The following is a 20,937-nucleotide window of genomic DNA, read 5'->3' on the forward strand; positions in this document are numbered from 1 at the left end:
TCACCTCAGTGGAGGGCGGGGCGATCTGGGGTCCCTCGCTCGTGGTCGTCGTGGAGGCTCACATGAGAATCCCCTCGAACACCGAGGGCCTGGATCGGTTCGTTCTCTCTGCCGGACTCTTAGCCAGCCTGCTCGCGAGCATCGGCTCGGCCCATGCGGCAGGTGACGAGCCACTCCCTCAGTTAGCGACGTTTTTGCAACGGTATTGCGTGGAATGTCACGGCCACGAGATCACCGAGGCGCATGTCAATCTCGAAGCAATGGCCGCGAAGCCAGACTTCGGTCCAACCTTCAAGGAGTGGGAAAAGGTTGCCCGTGTCCTCCTTGAGGGCAAGATGCCGCCCGAGTACATGCCGCAGCCCGGCACCTTGCGAACAGAGACCATCCTCCGAACCATCACGGAAGGCCTCGATCGTTACGTCGAGCAGAACGCCGGTGACCCCGGCCCCGTCGCGATGCGGCGCCTCACCAGTGCCGAGTACGCCTATACGATTCGCGACCTGACAGGGCTCGATCTGAATGTCGCCGACCGTTTCGTGAGCGACGCCGTCTCTGGCGAAGGGTTCACCAATGCCGGGGGAGCTCAGTTCATGCAAGACTCCACTCTGGAGCGTTACCTCGAAGCGGCCAAGATTGTTTCTGATCATGCGGTCATCGGTGCTGGGCCGCTCACCTTCTTCAGAGACCCTGGCCAGACCGGCCGTGAGCTCTCCGCCATCACTCGGCTCCAACAGCTCTACCGCGATCACGGCTTCCGTGCCGGAGCAGGGGAGGGGGCCGAGCCGTTCGGTCAGGACCGCTACCCCGCGGCGATGGTTGTCGCCTGGCAATACCGATTCCGCGACGAACTGGGCCTTGGCGCGTTCGAGTTGCCGGAGCTTGCGCGACGCGAGGGCCAGAGCGTCCGTCTTTGCGAGCACCTCTGGGACATTCTCAATCGTGAAGGAATGCCATCACCACTCTCGGAGATCATCAACCGCTGGCAATCCTTGCCGTCTCCGTTGGATCGGAACACCGAGGAGACCAGAGCGCTCATCGACGAGATCGCGGAGGACCTTCGCGAGTGGCAACACACGCTTGCTGAAGCGACCGGGGACGTGGAAGAAGCCGCCGTGCTGTCGGCTGGCGAGGTTCAACTCGATCGTGAGTACTCGTTCCTCGTCCCGATCCAGTGGCCCGAGAAATCTCGAATTGCCCGATTGGAAGTGTCGGTTTCGACCGTCAGCGACCCACCGGCCGAGCACGGGATCGTCGTCTGGAAAAACCCTCGGGTCCAGTTCCGGAGTCGCGAGCGTCGGAGAGGACTTCCCCAGCCGCTTCGGAACTCCGTCACGCCCGAGACGTCCCAACGACTCGCCTTCGGCCAGACACCGTCCGGCGGCTCGATCGGCGACAACGATTTTGCAATCCCGGCCGGGGCCACGATCCCGGTCGATCTTCAAATCCCTACGGGAGCGGACTCGGCTCGACTGATGGTCGATGTTGCCCTGCTTGACACCGGCAACTCGGCAGGGGTCGTCCGATGCCGGATCGCCGACTGGGACCACGGAGGAGCGATCTCCGCCGAGGTTTCCGGCACGTCGGCACTGCTGGCGGTCCCCGAAGATCCCGCGGTTGACGAATGGCAAAACGGTGCCTCGGCGTTCGCCCGCGTGCTCCCGAGCATCTCGCACCGCGAGCCGGCTCCGTCCGATCGCGATCCGATTCCCGAGCCGTTCGACAACGCTTACAACACTCCCGAGCGCAATCACTTTCACACAGCCATCAAATACCATCGTGATGACCATTTTTTCGTCAATCACATTGCTGACGATGAAACCCGGCGTCGGCTGGACGAGGCCTGGGCTGACCTGCTCACCTCGTTTGATTACTACGACCGGAACCTTCTCTTTGCAATCCAGAAGTTTTCACTTAATCTTGATGTCTCCTCCATCAGTGAACTTGATCGGAAGGAGATCGACCGCTTGGCCCCCGAGCCCGCCGAGTTCGTCCGTCGCCTTACTGACGAATTCACCATGATGCAGCAGGCCCTCCGCGATGCCGAACCGGGCCATGTTGAGGACGCTCTGCGATTCGCCGAACGTGCCTGGCGGCGTCCCCTCACCCCGGACGATCGGCAACGCCTGCGAGGCTTCTACTCCGATCTGCGCTCGGAGGGAGAACTCGATCACGATCGGGCCATCCGCACTCTGCTGGCACGAATTCTCGTCGCACCGGCATTCCTGTACCGGGTCGAGTCCGTGCCTTCCGATCAGCCAGGCGTCGTCGCGCTCTCCGAGGGGGAGCTGGCCAATCGGCTCAGTTATTTTCTCTGGTCCTCGATCCCGGACGAGGAGCTTCTGCAATCGGCGGCCGAGGGCCGGTTGAAGGACCCGGCCGAACTGGATCGACAGGCCCGCCGCATGCTCCGCGACCCCAGGGCTCGCCGACTCGCGACCGAATTCTTCGGTCAATGGCTTGGCTTCTATCGGTTCGACCGCTATCAAGGGATCGACACTGACCGTTTCCCCGAATTCAGCGAGCTGCTCCGGGCCTCGATGTATGAGGAGGCCATCTCCTTCTTCGAGCATCTCGTTCGTGAGGACCGGCCGGTTGATGAGATCCTGTTCGCGGATTACTCGTTCCTCGACCGTCGGCTCGCCGAACACTACGGAGTCGAAGTCGGATCACGTTCGGACGACACCTTCTCCCGCGTCGATCACCTGGATCGCCAGCATCGAGGAGGCCTGTTCGGCCTCGGGGCCGTGCTGACGGCGACCTCCGCACCCTTAAGGACCAGCGCCGTCAAGCGGGGCGATTGGGTCCTGAGACGCGTGGTGGGCACGCCGGTCCCCCCGCCTCCCGCCGACGTCGGCTCGATCCCGGCCGACGACGTTCGAGGCGACGGCCTGACCGTCCGGCAGCGTCTGGAGGCCCACCGTTCCGACGCCTCCTGCATCAACTGCCATGCTCGGATCGATCCGCTTGGCTTCGCCCTGGAGCAGTTTGACCCGCTGGGGCGCTGGCGCGACTCGTATCGAGACGGCCAGCCCATCGACCCCTCCGGCACGCTGGCCGACGGCACATTCGTCTCTGGACCGGACGGACTGCGGGCCTACCTTCGTCGCGAACGTTCCCAGTTCCATCGGAACTTCAGCACCAAGCTCCTGGGCTATGCGCTCGGACGAGCCGAGCTGGCCTCCGATCGCCCGCTGATCGAACGCATGACAGACACCCTCGAACACGGCGGCCGTATCTCCGATCTGATCGTCCAGATCGTCTCCAGCGAGCAGTTCCGCAATCGTCGCACCGACGCGATCCTTCCCCCCGATCGGGGGGAGGTAGGAGGGGAATGATGACCGATCCTGGGAATCCGGCGAGCGATCGCCCGATGAGTCGAAGAGGCTTCCTCCGCGGCAGCGGCGGCCTGGCCCTGACCTTGCCCTGGCTGGATTCGCTGCCGGTCCGAGCCGAGGACACCGGCAAGCGCGCCCCCGCGACCGGCCAGTCCCGGCCTCCTGTCCGGTTCGCCTGCATCTATTTCTCCAACGGTGTCGAGCCAGAGCACTGGTGGGCCAAGGGCCGCGGCGCGGCGATGGAGATCGGTCCCGGCCTGGAACCGATGCGCCCCTTCCGGGAGGACATGGTCTTTCTTCGCGGTCTGTTTAACGAGCAGGCCGTCCGGCACGCAAGCGCCCACCTCGGTCGGATGCCGAACCTGCTGTCAGGAGCCTGGGTCAGCACCGATCAGGGAGAGATCCGCGTCGGCCAGACGATGGACCAGGTCCTCGCCCGACAGATCGGCGGACGGACCGTAGTCCCAAGCCTCGTCCTCGGTATCGAGCCGACGGAGCTCCGGCTCGAGGACGGCCTCTCGATGATCTACGGCTCAAGCATCTCCTGGGCCAGCGACACGAAGCCGGCGACGAAGGAGATCTATCCTTCACGGGTCTATGACCTGCTCGTGGGAGACCCCGAGGGCCGACGCCTCGATCGCTCCATTCTTGATCATGTGCTGGCCGATGCCCACGACCTGAAAGGCCGAGTCGGCCTCGACGACCGCCGGAAGCTGGACGAGTATCTGGAATCGATTCGAGACGTCGAGCGCCGCATCGATCACGCCTCGAAGGACGGTCGGCTGGAGGGCTGGCGACCGACGCTTGAAACTCCCGATCTACCACGCCCCGCAGATCACTTGCCGCAGGACATTCCCGACCACATGCGGCTGATGATGGACCTCATCGTCCTGGCCTTCCAGATGGACAAAACCCGCATCGTCACCTGCATGCTCAACAACGACCTCTCGCAGATGAACTTCGGTTTCCTCGAAGGCGTGACCGGCAGCCTCCACCTCGACCTCACCCACAACGGACGCGAGCCGGAATTGGAAGCGATGTACCTGAAGACGAACCAGTTCCATGTCGCTCAATTCGCCTATCTGCTCGATCGGCTGAAGCAGATTCCCGAAGGCGACGGCACGATGCTCGATCACTCGCTGCTCATGTGTTGCTCGAACCTCTTTGACGGTGATCGGCACCAGGCCGACGAGATGCCGATCCTCCTGGCAGGCAGGGCGGGCGGGGGATTGTCGACCGGGCGCGTCCTTGACTACCTCGACCGCGACGACAGCGACCGCCGCGCATGTAGCCTCTACCTGTCTCTGATGGACCGGATGGGTGTCTCCTTGACCCGGTTCGGCGACGCCGATCGACCCCTTGCGGACCTCTGACGGCGCCGAGCCCCGATCGTTTCTGTGGTGAAACCGAGACGTCGTCGGCTCCCGATGGAGGAGCCTGGCAGCGCGATGAGATTGCAAGCCGTCGATTCGATCGATACGTTGAAGCGGCCATTCGAGGGCATTTGAATCCACCTGGGGAGGGGACGGATGTTCGGACTCGACGATCGACCGACGAGGCTCTGCGACGGTCAGAGCCGCCGTGAATGGCTCCGTATCGGCGGCCTGAGCGTGCTCGGCCTCGGCCTGGGCGACCTGTTGCGGGCCGGAGCCGTCCCAAATCCGGCGATGGCCGCTCCGATGGCCTCTCCGCTCGGCCAGGGGCTCGATGGCGTGATGTTCGGTCGGGCGAAGAACGTCATCTACCTGTGGCTCCAGGGCGGCCCCCCTCAGCACGAAACCTTCGATCCCAAGCCCGACGCCCCCGTCGAGATTCGAGGCCCCTTCCGCCCCATCGCCACCAACGTGCCCGGCATCCAGTTCTGCGAGCTGCTCCCGCGCACCGCTCGCATGGCGGACAAGCTGGCCGTCGTCCGGTCGATCGCCACCGACGACCCGAACCACGATGTCAGCGGTTACTGGGTCCTCACCGGCTACCCCTACGGACCCGGCAGCGCCCGGCAGATCAAGCCGACCGACTGGCCCTACTTCGGCTCGATCGTCAAGATGCTCCGGCCGAGCGAGACGATGCCGGCCCTCTCGACCGTCTGGATCCCCGACCTGATGCGCCTGAACGACAGCGTGACCCCCGCCGGTCAGACCGCCGGATTCCTTGGCCGTGCCTGGGAGCCCGAGCGGTTCGTCGGCGACCCGGCCGCACCGGGCTATCACATCGAAGGTCTGGAGTTGCCCCCGGAACTTCCTCGGGTCAGGGTCGATCGTCGCCGAGCCTTGCTCGGTCAACTTGATGGGCACCTTCGGGCGGTCGAGCAGGGGGGCGTCCTCGACGGCTGGGACCGCTACGCCCAGCACGCGTACGACCTTGTCTCGTCCGGTCAAGCTCGGGCCGCGTTCGACCTGAGCCAGGAACCCGAGAAGGTCCGTGATCGCTACGGGCGCGACTCGTGGGGTCAGACCGTCTTGCTGGCCCGTCGGCTCATTGAGGCCGGCGTGCGGCTTGTCCATGTGAACTGGACTCGAGAACCCGGCGATTCCGCCGTCGATAATCCGATGTGGGACACCCACGCCCAGAACGCCGACCGCCTTCAGGACGTCCTTTGCCCGCAGTTCGACGTGACCTTCACCGCCTTGCTGGAGGACCTCGAATCGCGAGGGTTGCTCGACGAAACCCTGGTCGTGGCCATCGGTGAGTTTGGTCGGACGCCTCGGATCAACGCGCAGGGAGGACGCGATCACTGGGGCAATGTCTTCAGCTTCGTGATGGCCGGGGCCGGCATCTCCGGGGGCCAGGTCTTCGGTTCGAGCGACCGCGACGGCGCCTTGCCGGCCTCCGACCCAATCCGGCCGCACGACCTGACGGCCACCATCTTCCACCTGCTCGGGATCGATCATCACGGCATGTTTCCCGATAAGCTCGGCCGCCCACAACCGATCACTCGCGGCGAGCCCTTGTACTCGATCCTCGGCGACTCCCCGGCGACGACCGATCGTTGCGAACCTGGAGGCGACCCGGCGTTCGTCCCACCGTACGACGACAGCAAGTTACTCGATGTTGATTTTGCGTCGGGTCGTCCGCTCATCGCGGTAACTCCTCCAACCCGAGACAAAGGCTGGAGAGCCTGGCCGATTGGTTCCGAACCCGAGCCGAACGGACTGATCGTCCGGCCTGTGGAGACTCCCGATCGCCAGATCGCCCTCGGTTTCGCCCCCAATCCCACCGTCGCTCCAGGAGCCAGTGCAATCCTGGCGCAGGAGATCCGGTCTGCTCGGGGAGGCGAATACACCTTCAGCGTGACCGCAAGCGGCAGCGGTGGCTCTCCCGAGCAGTTCGACGAGGAGTTCCTCGGTCGATTCTCTTGCCGACTGATCCTGTTCCGCTTCGCGGACGCCTCGAAGAACCCGAGAGAGGCCCAGGAACTGGCATCGGTAGACTTCCGGCCGACCTTTGGCGAGCCCCGCTCCTTCACCCTCCAGCGCTACCTTGGTTCGACGGCCGGAAACGTGAACTTCCCGATCGGCCAGGGGCTTGGCGTGGCGGTGGTTGTCCAGAATGCGACCGGACAGGCAATCGATCGCTTGGGCGATCAGGAAGGCCCGCCCGCGGAGTTGCGGATCCATCATGTCTCGCTGAGCTTCAGCGCTCGGCCTCGCCATGAAAACATGCTTTAATTCAATGCTGCCGAACGTCCTCTGATCCGATCCAGTGGGGAGGAACGGCGGGCAATCCGGATCGAGAAGAAAAGGGAACCTTGATGTCCATTCTGGATCAATTTCGACTCGAGGGCCGAAGGGCCTGCATCACCGGGGGAAGCCGGGGACTGGGGTTGGCGGTCTCCCGGGGGCTCGCCGAAGCCGGGGCCGACCTCGTCCTGATCGGCCGGGAACCTGAGGCGCTCGCCACGGCGAAGGAGGAACTCTCGGCAACGGGCCGACGGATCGATATCCTCCCCGCCGACGTGGGCGACCCCGGATCGAGCGAGGCGGCCGCCCGCCGGGTCCTCAGCGAGTTCGGCCCGATCGACATCCTCGTCAACAACGTCGGCGGGCGCCGCATCCCGACACCCACCGAGGAACTAGAACTGAGCGATTGGCAGCGGATCATCGACCTGAACCTGACCAGTTGCTTCCTCTGGTCGAAGCTCCTCGGCGGCGCGATGCTTCCCCGAGGTTGGGGCCGGATCATCAATATTGCCTCGATCAGCGGCCTGATCGCCACCAGGGGGATCGGTGGCCGGAGCTACGAGACCTCCAAGGCGGCCATGATCCAGTTCACCCGAGCCCTGGCAGCCGACTGGGCCGATCGCGGCGTGACGGTCAACGCAATTGCCCCCGGTGGCTTTCTGACCGATCCGAACGTCCGATGGTTCTCGGAACGCCCCGAGCTGCGCACGACGATGGAATCGATGGTCCCGATGGGGCGGCTCGGCCAGCCTCACGAACTGGCCGGCCTGGCCCTCTACCTGGCCAGTGACGCTTCATCGTACATGACCGGTTCGACCCTGGTCATCGATGGCGGGTACACGCTCTGGTAAACCGGGACCAGATCGAATCAGAGAATCTCTGAGATCACGCGACCGCCGGTATCGGTGAGCTTTTCCTCGCGGCCGTCGTGGATCACGGTCAGCTCGTACTGGTCGAGCCCGAGCAAGTGCAGAATCGTCGCGTGCAGGTCGCGGACGTGCTTGGGCGACTCGACGGCGCGGAGGCCGATCTCGTCCGTCGCGCCGACCGTCACGCCTCCCTTCACCCCGCCTCCCGCCAGCCACATGCTGAAGCCGAAGGGGTTGTGGTCGCGGCCGGTGCTCCCCTGCGACATCGGCGTGCGGCCGAATTCACCGCCGCAGACCACGAGCGTCGAGTCGAGCAAGCCCCGGCGCTTCAGGTCGGTCAGGAGCCCGGCGATCGGCTTGTCTGCCTCGCCGGCCATCCGCTGGTGGTTCTCCTCGATATCCCCATGAGCGTCCCAGGTCATGTTCCCCGGTCCGCCGCCGTGATAAAGCTGGACGAACCGAACCCCTCGCTCGACCAGCCGCCGAGCCAGCAGGCAGCGACGGCCGAACTCCTCGGTTTCGGGACGGTCGAGCCCGTAGAGTGATTGAGTCTCCTCCGTCTCGCCACCGACATCAACGGCCTCGACGGCATGCGACTGCATCCGAAAGGCCAGCTCGTACGACGCGAGCCTGGCCCCCAGGACCGGGTCGTCCGCTTCGCGATCTCCGGCGTGGTTCAGGTCGCGCAGCAGATCAAGCGCAGCCCGCTGTCGATCCCGGCTCCGGCCCCCCGAGGGTCGGAGGTTCAAGAGCGGCGTCTCACCCGATCGGAAGGGCATCCCCTGATAGACCGGCGGCAGATAGCCTGATCCCCAGCAGGGCGGGCCGCCCGTCAAGGGGCCGTCCGGATCAAGCATCACCACGAAGGCCGGGAGGTTCTCGGTCCCGTTCCCCAGGCCATAGACCGCCCAGGAGCCAAGGCTCGGGTGGCCCATCAACTCCCGACCCGTGTTCATCTGATACATCGCCGGCGCGTGGGTGATGCTGTCGGCGTGGCAGGATCGGATCACCGCCAGGTCATCGGCACAGGTTGCCAGATGCGGAAAAAGATCCGACATCACCAGGCCGCTCTCTCCACACTGCCGGAACGTCCGCTTCGAGCCGAGCAGCAGCGATTCGTCGCTCGTTTGCTGGAAGGTGACCTTCCCGAAGCTCTCCGGCGTGCGCTGACCGTGAAGCCGGTTGAGCAACGGCTTCGGGTCAAACGTCTCCATCTGGCTTGGCCCGCCGGTCAGAAACAGGAAGATGACCGACGTGGCCCTCGGCTCGAAGTGCGGGGCGCGGGCCCCGAGCGGATCGGTCAGGCGTTCGTCATCTCCCAGAGCCTGGGGCAGAAGACCGTCCTGGGCGAGCAGCGAGGCAGCGGCCATCGACCCAAATCCGAGAGCACTCCGGGAGAGAAAATCCCGGCGACTCCGCGCGATCGAGGCCCCCGGGCAGGACTCAGGGTGCGACGCCTGGTTGCTTGGCATGAGATCACCCCTGGGGCTGAAAGACTGAGGACGATCGAGCCGATCAATCCACATAAAGAAATTCGTCGAGATTCATCAGGACCAGGCACAGGTCGGAGAGTGCTGCGGCGAGGGCCGGAGTCACCCCTTCGGGCAATGGCGATCCTTCGGTGTCCCACGACACCCCTTCGACCTCCAGCAGCGCGGCCTGGCCTTCAAGGAACAGATGGGCTCGCTCCCGTTCCTCCGGCCGAGGCGGGCGGGACAGTGCGACCTCTATCGCTCTGCCGGCCAGACGGTCCGGGTCGGGCCCGACCTCGGCGAGCAATCGCCCCGCGAAGTTCCGCGACTGTTCGTCCAGGAGCGCACTGTTCAACAAGGCCAGCGCCTGGCCGGCGTGGATGCTGATGTTCCTCTCACCGCACGAGACCAGGGTATCCGGCGCATCAAACGCTTCCATGAAGGGCAGCGGAATGTTGCGCTTGACGAAGAGGTAGATGCTTCGTCTGGTGTATTCGTCCGGGTCCGGGGTCGGCTCCCAGTTCCCCTTGTAGACCTGGCTCGCGACCTCGGGTTCCAGGGGCAACCGGACGCCCGGCCCTCCGCGGGTCCGGTTCAGGGTGCCGGCCACTGCGAGAACCCCGTCTCGCAAGACCTCCGCCTCCAACCGTCGCCGAGGCATCCGGCTGAGCAAGAGATTGTCCGGGTCTTCCTCCAGGCTTTGATCCGAAGCCCTCGATGACTGGCGATAGGTCGCTGAGGTGACCATCAACCGGTGCATTGCCTTCAATCGGAAGCCGCCCTCTGCGAACTCGACGGCGAGCCAGTCGAGCAATTCCGGATGAGTCGGCGGGTCGCCCATGATGCCGAAATTATTGGGGGTGGCCACCAGTCCCCGGCCGAAGTGGTGCTGCCAGAGGCGGTTGACCATGACGCGAGCCGTCAGCGGGTGTGACGGGTCGCCCAGCCACCTTGCCAGCGAGGCGCGCCGCCCGGCAGTCCCCGGCCGCTCCGAAGTCGCTGAAATCGGAACAAGAGCCGGACCATGAATCGCTCCCGGAAACTGAGGAGCAACCTCGTCGAGATGACGGCCCGGTTCGCCCTGAAACAGGATAAACGTGGCCGGGGCCGGCGATTCGACTTCCGAGACGGTCATGATTCCCGCTGGAGGCTCGGGCTTGATCGCATTGTGGGCGTCGATCTCGGCGACCAGGAGATCGCGGCGAGCCGGGTCTTCTCCAGATCCCGATTCATCCAGCGCCCGCAGTTCTTTCCGAAGCCGATCGCTCGTCGCCTTCCAGCGGTCCATTCTCTCTTCGTATTCCCGCTGCTCCGGCTCCGATGCGATCGACAGGTCGCGAGACTCGGTGCCGGCGAAGAACGCCTGGAGCCGGAAGTAGTCGGCCTGAGGGATGGGGTCGAACTTGTGGTCGTGGCAGCGGGCGCAGCCGATCGTCAGGCCGAGGAAGGCCGAACCGATCATGTCGGTCATCTCGGTCAGAACTTCCTGACGGTTCTTTTCCTCGTCCTGATTACCGGCGTTCAGGCGGAGCGGCCCGAGCCGATGCAAGCCGGTGGCAACAAGCGCCTCCGGATCGTCTGGCGAAAGCTCATCGCCGGCAACTTGCTCACGGACGAAACGGTCGTAGGGCATGTCAGCGTTCAGGGCGTCGATCACCCAGTCGCGGTATCGCCAGGCATGGGGGCGAGCATCATCATACTCGTATCCATCACTGTCCGCGTATCGGACCACATCAAGCCAGTGCCTGCCCCATCGCTCTCCGTAATGCGGAGAGTCAAGAAGGCGGTCGACAACCCGTTCGAACGCCCCCGGTTCCGTGTCGGCCAGGAACGCCTCAACGTCTTCGGGGGACGGGGGCAGCCCTGTCAGATCAAACGTCACGCGACGCAAAAGCGTTGCTCGATCAGCGGGCGGTGCAGGCTCCAGTCCGAACTCCTCCATCCCCCTCAGGACAAAGGCATCGATCGGATTCTCAATCCAGTCGGCCCTGACCGGCTCGGGCACGGCAGGCCGCTCAGGAGGTAACCAAGGCCAATCCGCGCTGTCCTCTCCCGCGACCAGCGATGGAACGGCCGCCAACAGAACCAACCCGAGGACGACGGGGATGCCCCGAATCATCCGCAAGGAACGACGCTGGCCAGGGAATACGAAGACCATGATCCTCTCGCCCGGGGAAGACCTCGCGGGAGTTGGCGGGCTCACCTCAAGGCCTTCCGTTGGCCTAGCTCGCCCCGCGTTGGTTCAACAGAATCGGGTTGCTTTGATACGATGGTCATGCCCTCTGGAGGTTAAACAAAGATTCTAGCAATGAGGAGACAGGCCGTCCAGGAACTGAATTCTTCCGTCGGAGAAGCTCCGGAGACTCGGCGATCTCGGACAATTCCCCGGCCGATTCGATCGCCTTGACGAATTCCCCCACCGGACGGGGCAACCCACCCGCGGGTCACTGGAGATGGGGATCGATCTCCAGAGCATCGAGGACCGTGATCGGAAAGCGTGCCGACCGGTCTCGAGCCTCGAACATGAATCGATCGATCCGGCTGACGAGTTCGGGGTGTTCGCCGGAGACTCTCGTGCCATTCGCCAGGGGCGGACCCAGGATTGCACTGTTCGACGCTCAGAGAATTGCCGCGTGAATCAACCCAGTGCGAACCCTCTTCCAGTCGCCAAGACGAAGGGCCTACTGACCCGGAAATTGCATGCCTGGGTCGCCCTGTCACAGCGGGAACCTTGCACTTGAAGAGTTCGGATCATGCGACCTCAAACCCGACAAAATCGTATAGCCATCGCGTGTTTCCGAAGGAAAGCTGGGCATGCAATCTCCGGGCTTCGCTGCAACGGGGACCAACGGCCCCATCCTGGGAGCGCATGGGCAGCGCCCAGGAGTCGTGCCAGGTCGAATCACGCCGAAAACGAGCGGAATGACTGATGAACTGTCCGCCGCGTTGGATGAGCGCAAAGAGAAACCCGAGACGTGTTGAAACGCCCCGGGTCGCATTGCGTCGGGAGTGGGCAGAGCCGGGATCGAACCGGCGACACCAGGATTATCAATTCTGACACCAAAATCAACGTAACCCCCTAAAGAACACACATTACAGCGATCTTTCCCATTCCAGATCGGGGCGAAACACAACGAGTATTCGTCCTGTTTCCGTGGGATCGCGTGTCAAAGCATGTCACGACATGGGCTCATTTGGGTGGTGGCTTGCCCGGCCGATCCCAGCGAAAAAGATGGGTCGATCGAACGAGGACACCCCAGCACCGCCGATCGACCAGACCTCCCAGCCGGATTGACTTCCCCGTCCTCACGAACGGATCGAGCCACAGGAATCGCGTCACCAGCCGGAGGCTGAGGACGTGCTCACGGTGGATGAGTCTGGTTCGATTCGGCGGGCGCGACGCGATGGCATGTCCATCCGGCAGATCGCCCGGCAAATCGCCTTCGAGTTCTTCGGTCGGGTGCCCAGCGAAGTCTGTTGGGATTACGTGGCCCGCCCCATAGTCGGTGAACACCCATAGAGCTCGCGGCGTCGGATCGGAGATGGGGTGGAGCCAGCCTCAATCCCGACCCAGTCGCTACGAAGCAAACCGTGGGGGCTTCGTTTTCTGACCAACCGACGGTCACCGGCCAGTGCTACATTATTTTCGCCAGCCATCACAGAGCTGGAAGACAATAGGATATCATGCGCCCTTCTCATGGCTTTGTTCGCCGGGTCCGCCGTTCGGAGTGCCGCTCATGTCATCATCCGCGATCACCGCCAACCGTCCCGTTCCGATGATTCTGATCCTGCTGCTGCTGGGGATCTTCGTGGCGTGGTCGGGCCCGGCCGGAATCAAGGGAAGCACGCCCGGGACCGCCGCGTCTCCGCTCCCCGACCGCACTCCCTGGACCTCCTCCCGGGTTGTCGGATCTCCCGATCCGCCTCCCCCGTTCGACGTCGTCCGAGTGTTCCCGAACTTGAAGTTCACCAACCCCTTGCTCATCGCCCGAGTGCCCCGGTCAGGCCGCCTCATCGTCGGCGAGCAGTCTGGCGTTCTCTATTCGTTTGCCGATGACCAGAACGCCCAGGCCGAACTCTTCTTCGACCTCCCTCGGGAACTGGAAACCCTCGATCGGCTCGAAGGCGCGGAGGGGGTCGAAGCGGTCTACGGCCTGGCCTTCCACCCAGACTTCGAGCGCAATCGGCAGTGCTTCATCTGCTACACCCTGCGGGGGTCGGATCGCAGCCAGCCGAATCTCAAGGACGGAACCCGCGTGTCGCGGTTCACGGTCTCCCAGACGGACCCGCCGAGGATCGACCCATCTTCCGAGGAGATCGTCATCTCCTTCCTCCAAGGCGGACACAACGGGGGCGACCTCCACTTCGGACCCGATGGCTTCCTCTACATCTCCACCGGAGACGCGGCCAGCCCGAACCCGCCGGACCCGCTCAACACGGGCCAGGATATCTCCGACCTGCTCTCCTCCATCCTCCGAATCGACGTCGATCGCAAGGACGAGGGCCGAAACTACGCCATCCCCGACGACAACCCGTTCGTCTCGTTCGAGGGGGCCCGCCCCGAGGTCTGGGCCTACGGCTTCCGCAATCCCTGGCGCATGAGCTTCGATCGCCAGACCGGCGAGCTGTTCGTCGGAGACGTCGGCTGGGAACTCTGGGAGATGGTGTATCGGGTCGAGAAAGGGGGCAACTACGGCTGGGCCGCGATGGAGGGCCCGCAGCCGATCAAGTCGGATCAGGTCGGCCCCACACCGATCCACCCCCCGCTGATCGAGCTACCGCACGCGATCGCCTGTAGCGTCACCGGCGGCCTGGTTTACCGAGGCAAGAAGTTCCCCGAGCTGTTCGGGGCGTACATCTTCGGCGACTGGGAGACCCGCCGCCTCTGGGCCGCCCGCTTCGAGGGGGGACGCACCGTCGAGATGCCCGAACTGGCCCGCCCCTCGATCCGCTTCGTCGCCTTCTGCGAGAACCGCGACGGCGAGCTCTATTTCCTCGACCACGAGGCCGGCACCATCCACACGTTGGAACGGAGCCAGGGCGGCGAGCGGAACGTCGCGTTCCCAACCACCCTGTCCGATACCGGCCTGTTCGCCTCGGTCGAGCATCACGAGCCAGCCGACGGGGTCATTCCCTTCGAGGTCAACAGCCGCCAATGGCTCGATGGCGCCACGGCCGAGCACTGGGCCGCCTTCCCGGGCCAATCCTCGGCCACGTATTACGCCAACGGAAAGCCCATCCCCGGCCTGGTCGACTGGCATGCTTTCCGCATGCACTTCCCCAAAGACGCGGTCTTGATGCGCACACTCTCGCTGGCCGAGAGGCGCCTGGAAACCCAGCTCCTGCATTACGATGGCCTGGAATGGCGGGCCTACACCTTCGCCTGGCGAGAGGACCAGCTCGACGCCGACCTGGTCCCTACCGAGGGGGCCGAGATCGCATTGCCCGACCTCGGCCCCGATCGCGTCTGGCAGTTCCAGAGCCGCGGTCAGTGCATGTCCTGCCACAGCAATCAATCGGAATACGCGTTGGCCTTCCTCCCCGAGCAGTTGAACCGGCCTGGGCCCGACGGGAAGAACCAGCTCGTCTCCCTGACCGAGGCGGGATTCCTCCACCGGGCCGACGACGAAGGTGATCCGCTCCCTCCCTTCGACGACGCATCGGCCGCACTCGAACGAAGGTTAGCCGACCCGGTCGACGACAGGCAGCCGATCGAAGCGAGGGCCCGCTCCTACCTGCACACCAATTGCGGCCACTGCCATTCCGATCACGGAGGGGGGTCGGTCCCCCTCCGCCTCCAGTTCAATCTCCCTCTCAACGCCCTGAACGCCGTCGATGTCCCCCCCACCCGTGGCGATCTGACGTTGCCGGATGCTCGCATCATCACACCAGGCGATCCGTACTCCAGCACCCTTTACTTCCGCATGGCCAAGTTCGGCCGCGACCGCATGCCGCACATCGGCTCCGAACAGCCGGACGAGGAGGGACTGGAACTCGTCGCACGATGGATCACCTCAATGCGCGCCGACGCCGATCCAACGGACCGGAGCGCCGTGGTCGAGCCGTCAGCCCCGTGGATTTCCTCCCCCCAATCTGCGATGCGTCTGGCGCGGAAGCTCGGCCAGGGAGCGCTCCCCCCCTCCGATCGTGACGCCTTGCTGGCCGAGGCCGCGACGATCCCCAGCGGGCCGATCCGCGAACTGTTCGAGGGCTATCTCCCGTCCCATGTCCGGGGTGCTCGGACTCTCGGCTCCAATCCCCGGCCCCGATCCATCCTGGCGATGGAGGGGGATCCCGGTCGTGGAGCGGGGCTCTTCTGGTCGGAATCGGTCCAGTGCGGGACCTGTCACCGCGTCGGTCAGCGCGGCACGGCAGTCGGCCCGGATCTGTCCGGCATCGGGGGGCTTCGATCACGCGAAGACCTGCTTGAGAGCTTGCTGGAACCCTCGCGCCGGATCGAGCCGAAGTACGCCACCTATGCCGTCGCCACGGCCGACGGCCGATTGCTGAGCGGGCTCCTGGTCAGGCGCGACGAGGAGTCTGTCGTCCTCCGCGATGTCCAGGGCACCGAGATCGTCCTCGCGGCCGACAACGTGGACGAACTCCGGCCGTCTCGAACGTCGTTGATGCCCGAGGGCCAGATCGCCGACCTGACCGCCCAGCAGGCCGCCGACCTGCTCTCGTATCTCGAATCGCTCAAATCCGCAAACCCTTGATTCAAGCGGTCGCCACCCCAGAGCCGCGAGCCGGTCATCTCGAACCTTGCGTCGTCCAATCTCCGAGGCACGAGCCCCATGTCCCGATGTCCTGAGATTTTCTTGCCTGGACGATCCCGAGGCGCTACGATGCGAGACGACCCGGACGAATTGGCACCCTCGCCCTGGATCAGCCCCCCCGCCAGTCGTCCATATTCCTCCGCCCCCCATCGACCGGGGGTGTAGGCGGCCGGCAAACTCATCGAAATCTTATTTACTCATATCCATACTGCGATCATACTATGAAGAGGCGAGATGCAAGCGATCGTCTTCGCAATTCCTTGATCCGACGCGCGATCCTGGGAATCCTCGTATGGTCCTTCCCGTCCGCCGCCGTCGTGGCCTCTCCAGCACAGGATGAATCCCCGGACCGGCAGGTCGCCGAATGGGTGATCCTGCTGGGCGGCTCGGTGGAACTGGAGGGCAGGCCCGGCCGCATCAGGGAGGTGATCCAACTCCCGGCGGACACGTTCCACCTGGAGCGGGTGGACCTCGTGGGGACAAATATCGACCCGCCCGACTTGCAGCGGCTGTCCGGCCTGACCCGCCTCAAAGCGCTGCACCTACCCGGGCCGATGTGGAACCCCAGCGCGGGGGCTCGCATGGATTACAGCCGAGAAACGCGCCACATCGCGGCTCTTTCAAGCCTTGAAGAACTCACCTTCAGCTATACCTATCTCGAATCGATCAAGTTCAACGATGACGGAATCGAAGAGATCGCCCCCCTCGGCCCCAGCCTCCGGCGCCTGAGCATCGAAGACACCCAGGTCCGAGGCCGCCACCTGGCGCCGTTCACGAACCTTGAGGCGCTCGATCTGGTCTACTGTCCCGTGGATGATGAGGGCCTGGAGCAAATGCGCGGCATGACCAGGCTGCGGACGCTCCTGTTGCGAGACGCCCTCATCAGCGACGAGGGCCTTCAGAATCTCGCGGGCCTGGTCAACCTCGAGCAGCTCGACCTGGGCGGGACGAAGATCACCGACGCCGGAATCGCCCACCTCAGTGGATTGACCCGACTGAAGACGTTGAACCTTCAGGGGAGCGACCTCACCGACGAAGGCATCGGCCACCTGGCAGGGATGATCGGCCTGGAGGAACTGAACCTGTACGGCACCCGCGTGAGCAACGCGGCGGTTGACGTGCTCAAGGATCTGGAGAACCTCCGAACGGTCGACCTGCGGTACACCCGGATGTCTCGCACCGGCGTCGAACGGCTCCGCGATGCGATTCCGGGCTGCACCCCGATGTTCTTCGACTCCACGATTCGCCCCGAGCTGCCCGAAGGTGCCGATCGCCTCGTGGCCGGCGCGGGAGACGCGGCGGTGGCCGACTGGGTCCGCTCGATCGGCGGCCGGGCGGTCGTCGAGGATGACAGGCTCGTCGAGGTCTCGCTTGAAGGAACGAGCGTGACCGACGAGCTGCTCGAAAACCTGAACGGTCTGGATCACCTGCGGACCCTGCGGCTCCGGTCGACCGAGATCGGCGACCTGGGCATGCGTCACCTGGCGGGATTGGTCGGCCTGGCGGAGCTGGACCTGAACGGCACGATGGTCTCCGACTCGGGCCTCGTCCACCTCGCCGGGCTCAAGCGCTTGCGGACGCTCGACCTGTCCCACACGCAGCTTTCCGGCCGTGGGTTTGCCGACCTGACGGACCTCGCCCTGGTACAGGTGCGCCTCTCCGACGCCCCCATCGATGATCAAGGAATTGCCAATCTCTCGGAGATTGGTACCCTCCGGGAACTCGTCCTGGCCTTCACCGATGTGACCGACGACGGCCTGGCCCTCCTGGAGACGCTTCAGGAACTTCGGCGGCTCGACCTGGCCGGGACCGACATCGGCAACCGGGGCCTTCGTCACCTGGCAAACCTGGAGGAACTCACCGCCCTGGGACTCGGCTACACGAGGATCACCGACGCCGGCATGACTCACCTGAAACCTCTCCTGAAGCTCCGAGAGCTGGGCCTGATCCGGACCCGGATCGGCGACGCCAGCATGCCCGTCGTCGGCGGCCTCTCCCAGCTCGAAGACCTGAACCTCGACTACACCGACGTCGGCGACGAAGGCCTGCAATCCCTCGGCAGCCTGGCGAATCTTCGACGACTGAGCCTCGACAGCACCCACGTCACCGACGCCAGCGTCCCGCTCCTGACCCGGTTCCTCGACCTCATCACGTTAAATCTCTATCACACCTTTATCACCGAGGACGGGCACCGGCAGATCCGCGAGGCGGTGCCGCAGTGCGAGATCATCTTCGACCCCCGATCAAGCGACCCCAAACGTCGCCGGAGCTGACCGCCTCAGGAATCCCCTCGGCTCCCTCAACGTTCGGTGATGCTCACAACGCTTGCGCCTCGGGAACGGACCAAGAGCACACAACGATGACGATTCTCCTGAATTCCCTTTGCCTCATCGCCCCCTTGTTCTGGGCATCGACCTCCCCGGCCGACGACGATCTCGCCGTCCAGCTTGCTGACCTCGGGGCCCGCTGTTCCCGCAATGCCGATGGCGCGATCATCAGCGTCGATCTGAGCCACGCCTGGCTCACCGACTCCGACCTAAAGGCGCTCGCCCTCCTGCCGGAACTCGAGCGCATCGACCTGTCCTACACGAAGGTCACCGACCTTGGCCTCGAACTCCTGGCTCCGCTGGAGCATGTCAAACACCTCAATCTGTACTATGCCGAGTACGTCACCGACGTCGGCATCGCGCATCTGAAGCACTGGACGAACCTTCGATCGCTGAACGTCCGCGGGACGAAGGTGACCAGCGAGGTCTTCGAGCACATTTCCGGCATGACGGAGCTCCGATGGCTCGACATCGGCCAGAGTCGCGTCAACGACGACCTGTTCGACGTCCTGGTGAGCCTCGATCAGCTCGAACACCTCGCCTTTGGTGGCAACAAGATGAGTGGCGCCTCTCTCCCTCTCCTCAAAACCCTTCCCAGGCTCCGTGAGCTGAGCGTTTCAGGCCGGCAGCGGACCGACTCGGGCCTCTGGAGCGTCGCGGTGACGGACTTCAACATCGTCCACATCGCCGAGCTCGGTTCGCTCGAAGTGCTCGACCTCGGGCAGACGAGCCTCTCGGATCGCGGCGTCGCGGAGCTGGCTCGCCTGCGCGACCTGCGCACGCTTGACCTGAGCGGCACACGCGTCACCGCCCGGGGAATCGAGGCGCTGGCCGAACTGCCGAATCTGCGGCACCTGAAGCTCTGGAACGCCCCGGGCATCGACGACGACGCCGTGCCGGCCCTCCTCCAGTTGAAGGGCCTGGAGATCCTCGAATTGCAGGAGACACGCCTCTCGGCCCGGGCCGTGTCGCAACTGGCCGAGATGACGAGCCTCAAGCAGCTCTTCCTCGGCGGCCTCGACCTCGCCCCGGAGCAGGTCGAGGCCCTGCGCGAGGCCATGCCCGAATGCCAGGTGAGCTGGTGGGAGACGCCGAGGATCGAGCAGCCCGAGCCAGAACGCCGCGGCGACTGAGCCCCAAAGCCCTCGATCCCCGAGCGACCGCTCAGACAATCTCGGACAGCTTCGTTTCACCCGTCGGGAAGTCGCCGATCCGAGCCCCGACGACCTCTTCGGCCAGGGTCAGGTACAGGTCGCCGACCGTACCCGTCACCCGGGTATGCCTCCCGGTCTTCAGATTCCCGGCGTGGCCGGCGAGGATCATGGCCAGGCCGGCGTTCTTGTGGGAGTTGGCCTCGGCGTGCTCGTGCACGAACAGTGCGCAGGTGTGATCGAGCAAAGTGCCGTCCCCTTCCGGAATCGACTTGAGCTTGGCGAGGAAGTAGGCGAACTCCTCGACGTGCCAGCGGCAGATGTCGCGCATGATGCGCTGGCCTTCGGGAGACTCGACCCGACCGTGCGTGTACTCGTGGTGCCGCTCGTACGTGTATCCCAGCCAAGGGAACCGCGAAAGCCCCTGGCACTTGGACAGCATGTAGGAGGCCACTCGAGTCTGTCGCGACGCCAGGGCGTGGACCAGCAGATCGGTCTGCAGCTTCGCGATCCGGGGCCAGTCCTTCAGGTCTCCCCCCTCCGGCGGCTGCTCGACGACCTGTGCGTATTCCGGCGGGAGGCTCGCCACCGAGCGTTCCAGGCTACGCACCGAGGTCAGGTACTCGTCCAGCCGCTGCTGGTCGCTGTACCCGAGGCCCGCTTTCAGCGTCTTCGCCTCATCGCTCACCGCGTCCAGGATGCTCTTTTTGCGCTCGATCCAGTACGGTTCCTTGGAGCCGAACAGACGGTCGAAGAGCCGGTGCGGCAACATCTCGGGCGGCAACGGCCGATCGCGACCGGCCCAGCTCATGTTCCGCTGAATGCTCTCGCCGAACGATTCCTGACAGACTCCGATCTGCAGCGAGCGGAAGCGGCTCTGCGAGCCGATCTCCTGCGCGATGACCTGATCGATCGAGGGTCCGCCTGCCCCTCGCCCCGAGAACATCTCGCCCGAGACCAGCCCGCTCATCGAGTTGTGATGGCCATTGCCCGGCCCGGGCAGGCGGGCGGCCGGGTTGTCGACGCCGCTGATCACATGAATGTCCTGCCGGAACCGCGAGAGCGGCTGGAGGCAGGGGGTCATCGCATAGCCCGGCCCATCCTCGCGCGGAATCCAGTATTTCTCGATGATGCCGTTGCCATTGAACCAGTAGACGAACCGCGTCTCGATCGGATCGGCCGGCACGCCCGCCTCGGCGGCATACGCCGTCCCGCTGGAGTTCAGCATCGCCTCGAAGGTCGGCAACCCGATGTGGATCGCGGCGCCCGACAGGCCCACGCCCCTCAAAAACGCACGACGGGACAGGGGATCTCGCGTGGCCATGAT

At 64.6% G+C, this 20,937-nt stretch carries 10 protein-coding genes; 7 read left to right on the forward strand and 3 right to left on the reverse strand.

Annotation, left to right across the window (positions count from 1 at the left end):
- Nucleotides 1-62: 62 nt before the first annotated feature.
- The 4 genes from GA615_RS23675 to GA615_RS23690 all read left to right on the forward strand — a co-directional run bounded on the left by GA615_RS23675 (nt 63) and on the right by GA615_RS23690 (nt 7,866).
- Nucleotides 63-3,335 carry a DUF1592 domain-containing protein gene (locus GA615_RS23675; protein WP_161602514.1) on the forward strand — a complete coding sequence of 1,091 codons (3,273 nt, stop codon included), beginning with the start codon at nt 63-65 and terminating at the stop codon, nt 3,333-3,335.
- Nucleotides 3,336-3,370: 35 nt separating this feature from the next.
- Complete coding sequence (locus tag GA615_RS23680; protein ID WP_161602515.1) at nt 3,371-4,708, forward strand: DUF1552 domain-containing protein; 1,338 nt, start codon at nt 3,371-3,373, stop codon at nt 4,706-4,708.
- Nucleotides 4,709-4,864: 156 nt separating this feature from the next.
- Complete coding sequence (locus GA615_RS23685) at nt 4,865-7,003, forward strand: DUF1501 domain-containing protein (protein WP_152053809.1); 2,139 nt, start codon at nt 4,865-4,867, stop codon at nt 7,001-7,003.
- An 83-nt stretch (nt 7,004-7,086) separates the two neighbouring features.
- Nucleotides 7,087-7,866: an SDR family NAD(P)-dependent oxidoreductase gene (locus tag GA615_RS23690; protein ID WP_152053810.1), complete on the forward strand. Its 780-nt coding sequence runs from the start codon at nt 7,087-7,089 to the stop codon at nt 7,864-7,866.
- 17 nt (nt 7,867-7,883) lie between these two features.
- Here the strand turns inward: GA615_RS23690 and GA615_RS23695 are convergent, their stop codons facing one another.
- Together GA615_RS23695 and GA615_RS23700 are read right to left on the reverse strand one after the other, a co-directional pair.
- A complete protein-coding gene (locus tag GA615_RS23695) occupies nt 7,884-9,254 on the reverse strand; it encodes a DUF1501 domain-containing protein (protein WP_235905643.1) in 1,371 nt (456 codons plus the stop codon).
- A gap of 145 nt (nt 9,255-9,399) precedes the next feature.
- Complete coding sequence (locus tag GA615_RS23700; RefSeq protein WP_201750298.1) at nt 9,400-11,361, reverse strand: DUF1549 and DUF1553 domain-containing protein; 1,962 nt, start codon at nt 11,359-11,361, stop codon at nt 9,400-9,402.
- 1,732 nt (nt 11,362-13,093) lie between these two features.
- Here GA615_RS23700 and GA615_RS23705 point away from each other — a divergent pair.
- From GA615_RS23705 to GA615_RS23715, 3 genes are all read left to right on the forward strand, one after another.
- On the forward strand, nt 13,094-16,072 hold the full coding sequence (locus GA615_RS23705; protein ID WP_152053812.1) for a PQQ-dependent sugar dehydrogenase: 2,979 nt from the start codon (nt 13,094-13,096) through the stop codon (nt 16,070-16,072).
- 281 nt (nt 16,073-16,353) lie between these two features.
- On the forward strand, nt 16,354-18,405 hold the full coding sequence (locus GA615_RS23710) for a leucine-rich repeat domain-containing protein (protein ID WP_152053813.1): 2,052 nt from the start codon (nt 16,354-16,356) through the stop codon (nt 18,403-18,405).
- Between the two features lie 86 nt (nt 18,406-18,491).
- The gene (locus tag GA615_RS23715) at nt 18,492-19,592 is read left to right on the forward strand and encodes a leucine-rich repeat domain-containing protein (RefSeq protein ID WP_152053814.1); all 1,101 of its coding nucleotides are present in this window, start codon (nt 18,492-18,494) and stop codon (nt 19,590-19,592) included.
- A 31-nt stretch (nt 19,593-19,623) separates the two neighbouring features.
- Here the strand turns inward: GA615_RS23715 and GA615_RS23720 are convergent, their stop codons facing one another.
- Nucleotides 19,624-20,934 (reverse strand): DUF1552 domain-containing protein, encoded by a 1,311-nt coding sequence (locus GA615_RS23720; protein ID WP_152053815.1) that lies wholly within the window; start codon nt 20,932-20,934, stop codon nt 19,624-19,626.
- Nucleotides 20,935-20,937 lie beyond the last annotated feature (3 nt).

The sequence above is a fragment of the Tautonia marina genome, from assembly GCF_009177065.1.
Lineage (GTDB): Bacteria > Planctomycetota > Planctomycetia > Isosphaerales > Isosphaeraceae > Tautonia > Tautonia marina.

Coding starts and splice junctions, on each gene's coding strand:
- GA615_RS23675 (WP_161602514.1), top strand. CDS start 63: ATGAGAATCCCCTCGAACACCGAGGGCCTGGATCGGTTCGTTCTCTCT.
- GA615_RS23680 (WP_161602515.1), top strand. CDS start 3,371: ATGAGTCGAAGAGGCTTCCTCCGCGGCAGCGGCGGCCTGGCCCTGACC.
- GA615_RS23685 (WP_152053809.1), top strand. CDS start 4,865: ATGTTCGGACTCGACGATCGACCGACGAGGCTCTGCGACGGTCAGAGC.
- GA615_RS23690 (WP_152053810.1), top strand. CDS start 7,087: ATGTCCATTCTGGATCAATTTCGACTCGAGGGCCGAAGGGCCTGCATC.
- GA615_RS23695 (WP_235905643.1), bottom strand. CDS start 9,254: ATGGCCGCTGCCTCGCTGCTCGCCCAGGACGGTCTTCTGCCCCAGGCT.
- GA615_RS23705 (WP_152053812.1), top strand. CDS start 13,094: ATGTCATCATCCGCGATCACCGCCAACCGTCCCGTTCCGATGATTCTG.
- GA615_RS23710 (WP_152053813.1), top strand. CDS start 16,354: ATGAAGAGGCGAGATGCAAGCGATCGTCTTCGCAATTCCTTGATCCGA.
- GA615_RS23715 (WP_152053814.1), top strand. CDS start 18,492: ATGACGATTCTCCTGAATTCCCTTTGCCTCATCGCCCCCTTGTTCTGG.
- GA615_RS23720 (WP_152053815.1), bottom strand. CDS start 20,934: ATGGCCACGCGAGATCCCCTGTCCCGTCGTGCGTTTTTGAGGGGCGTG.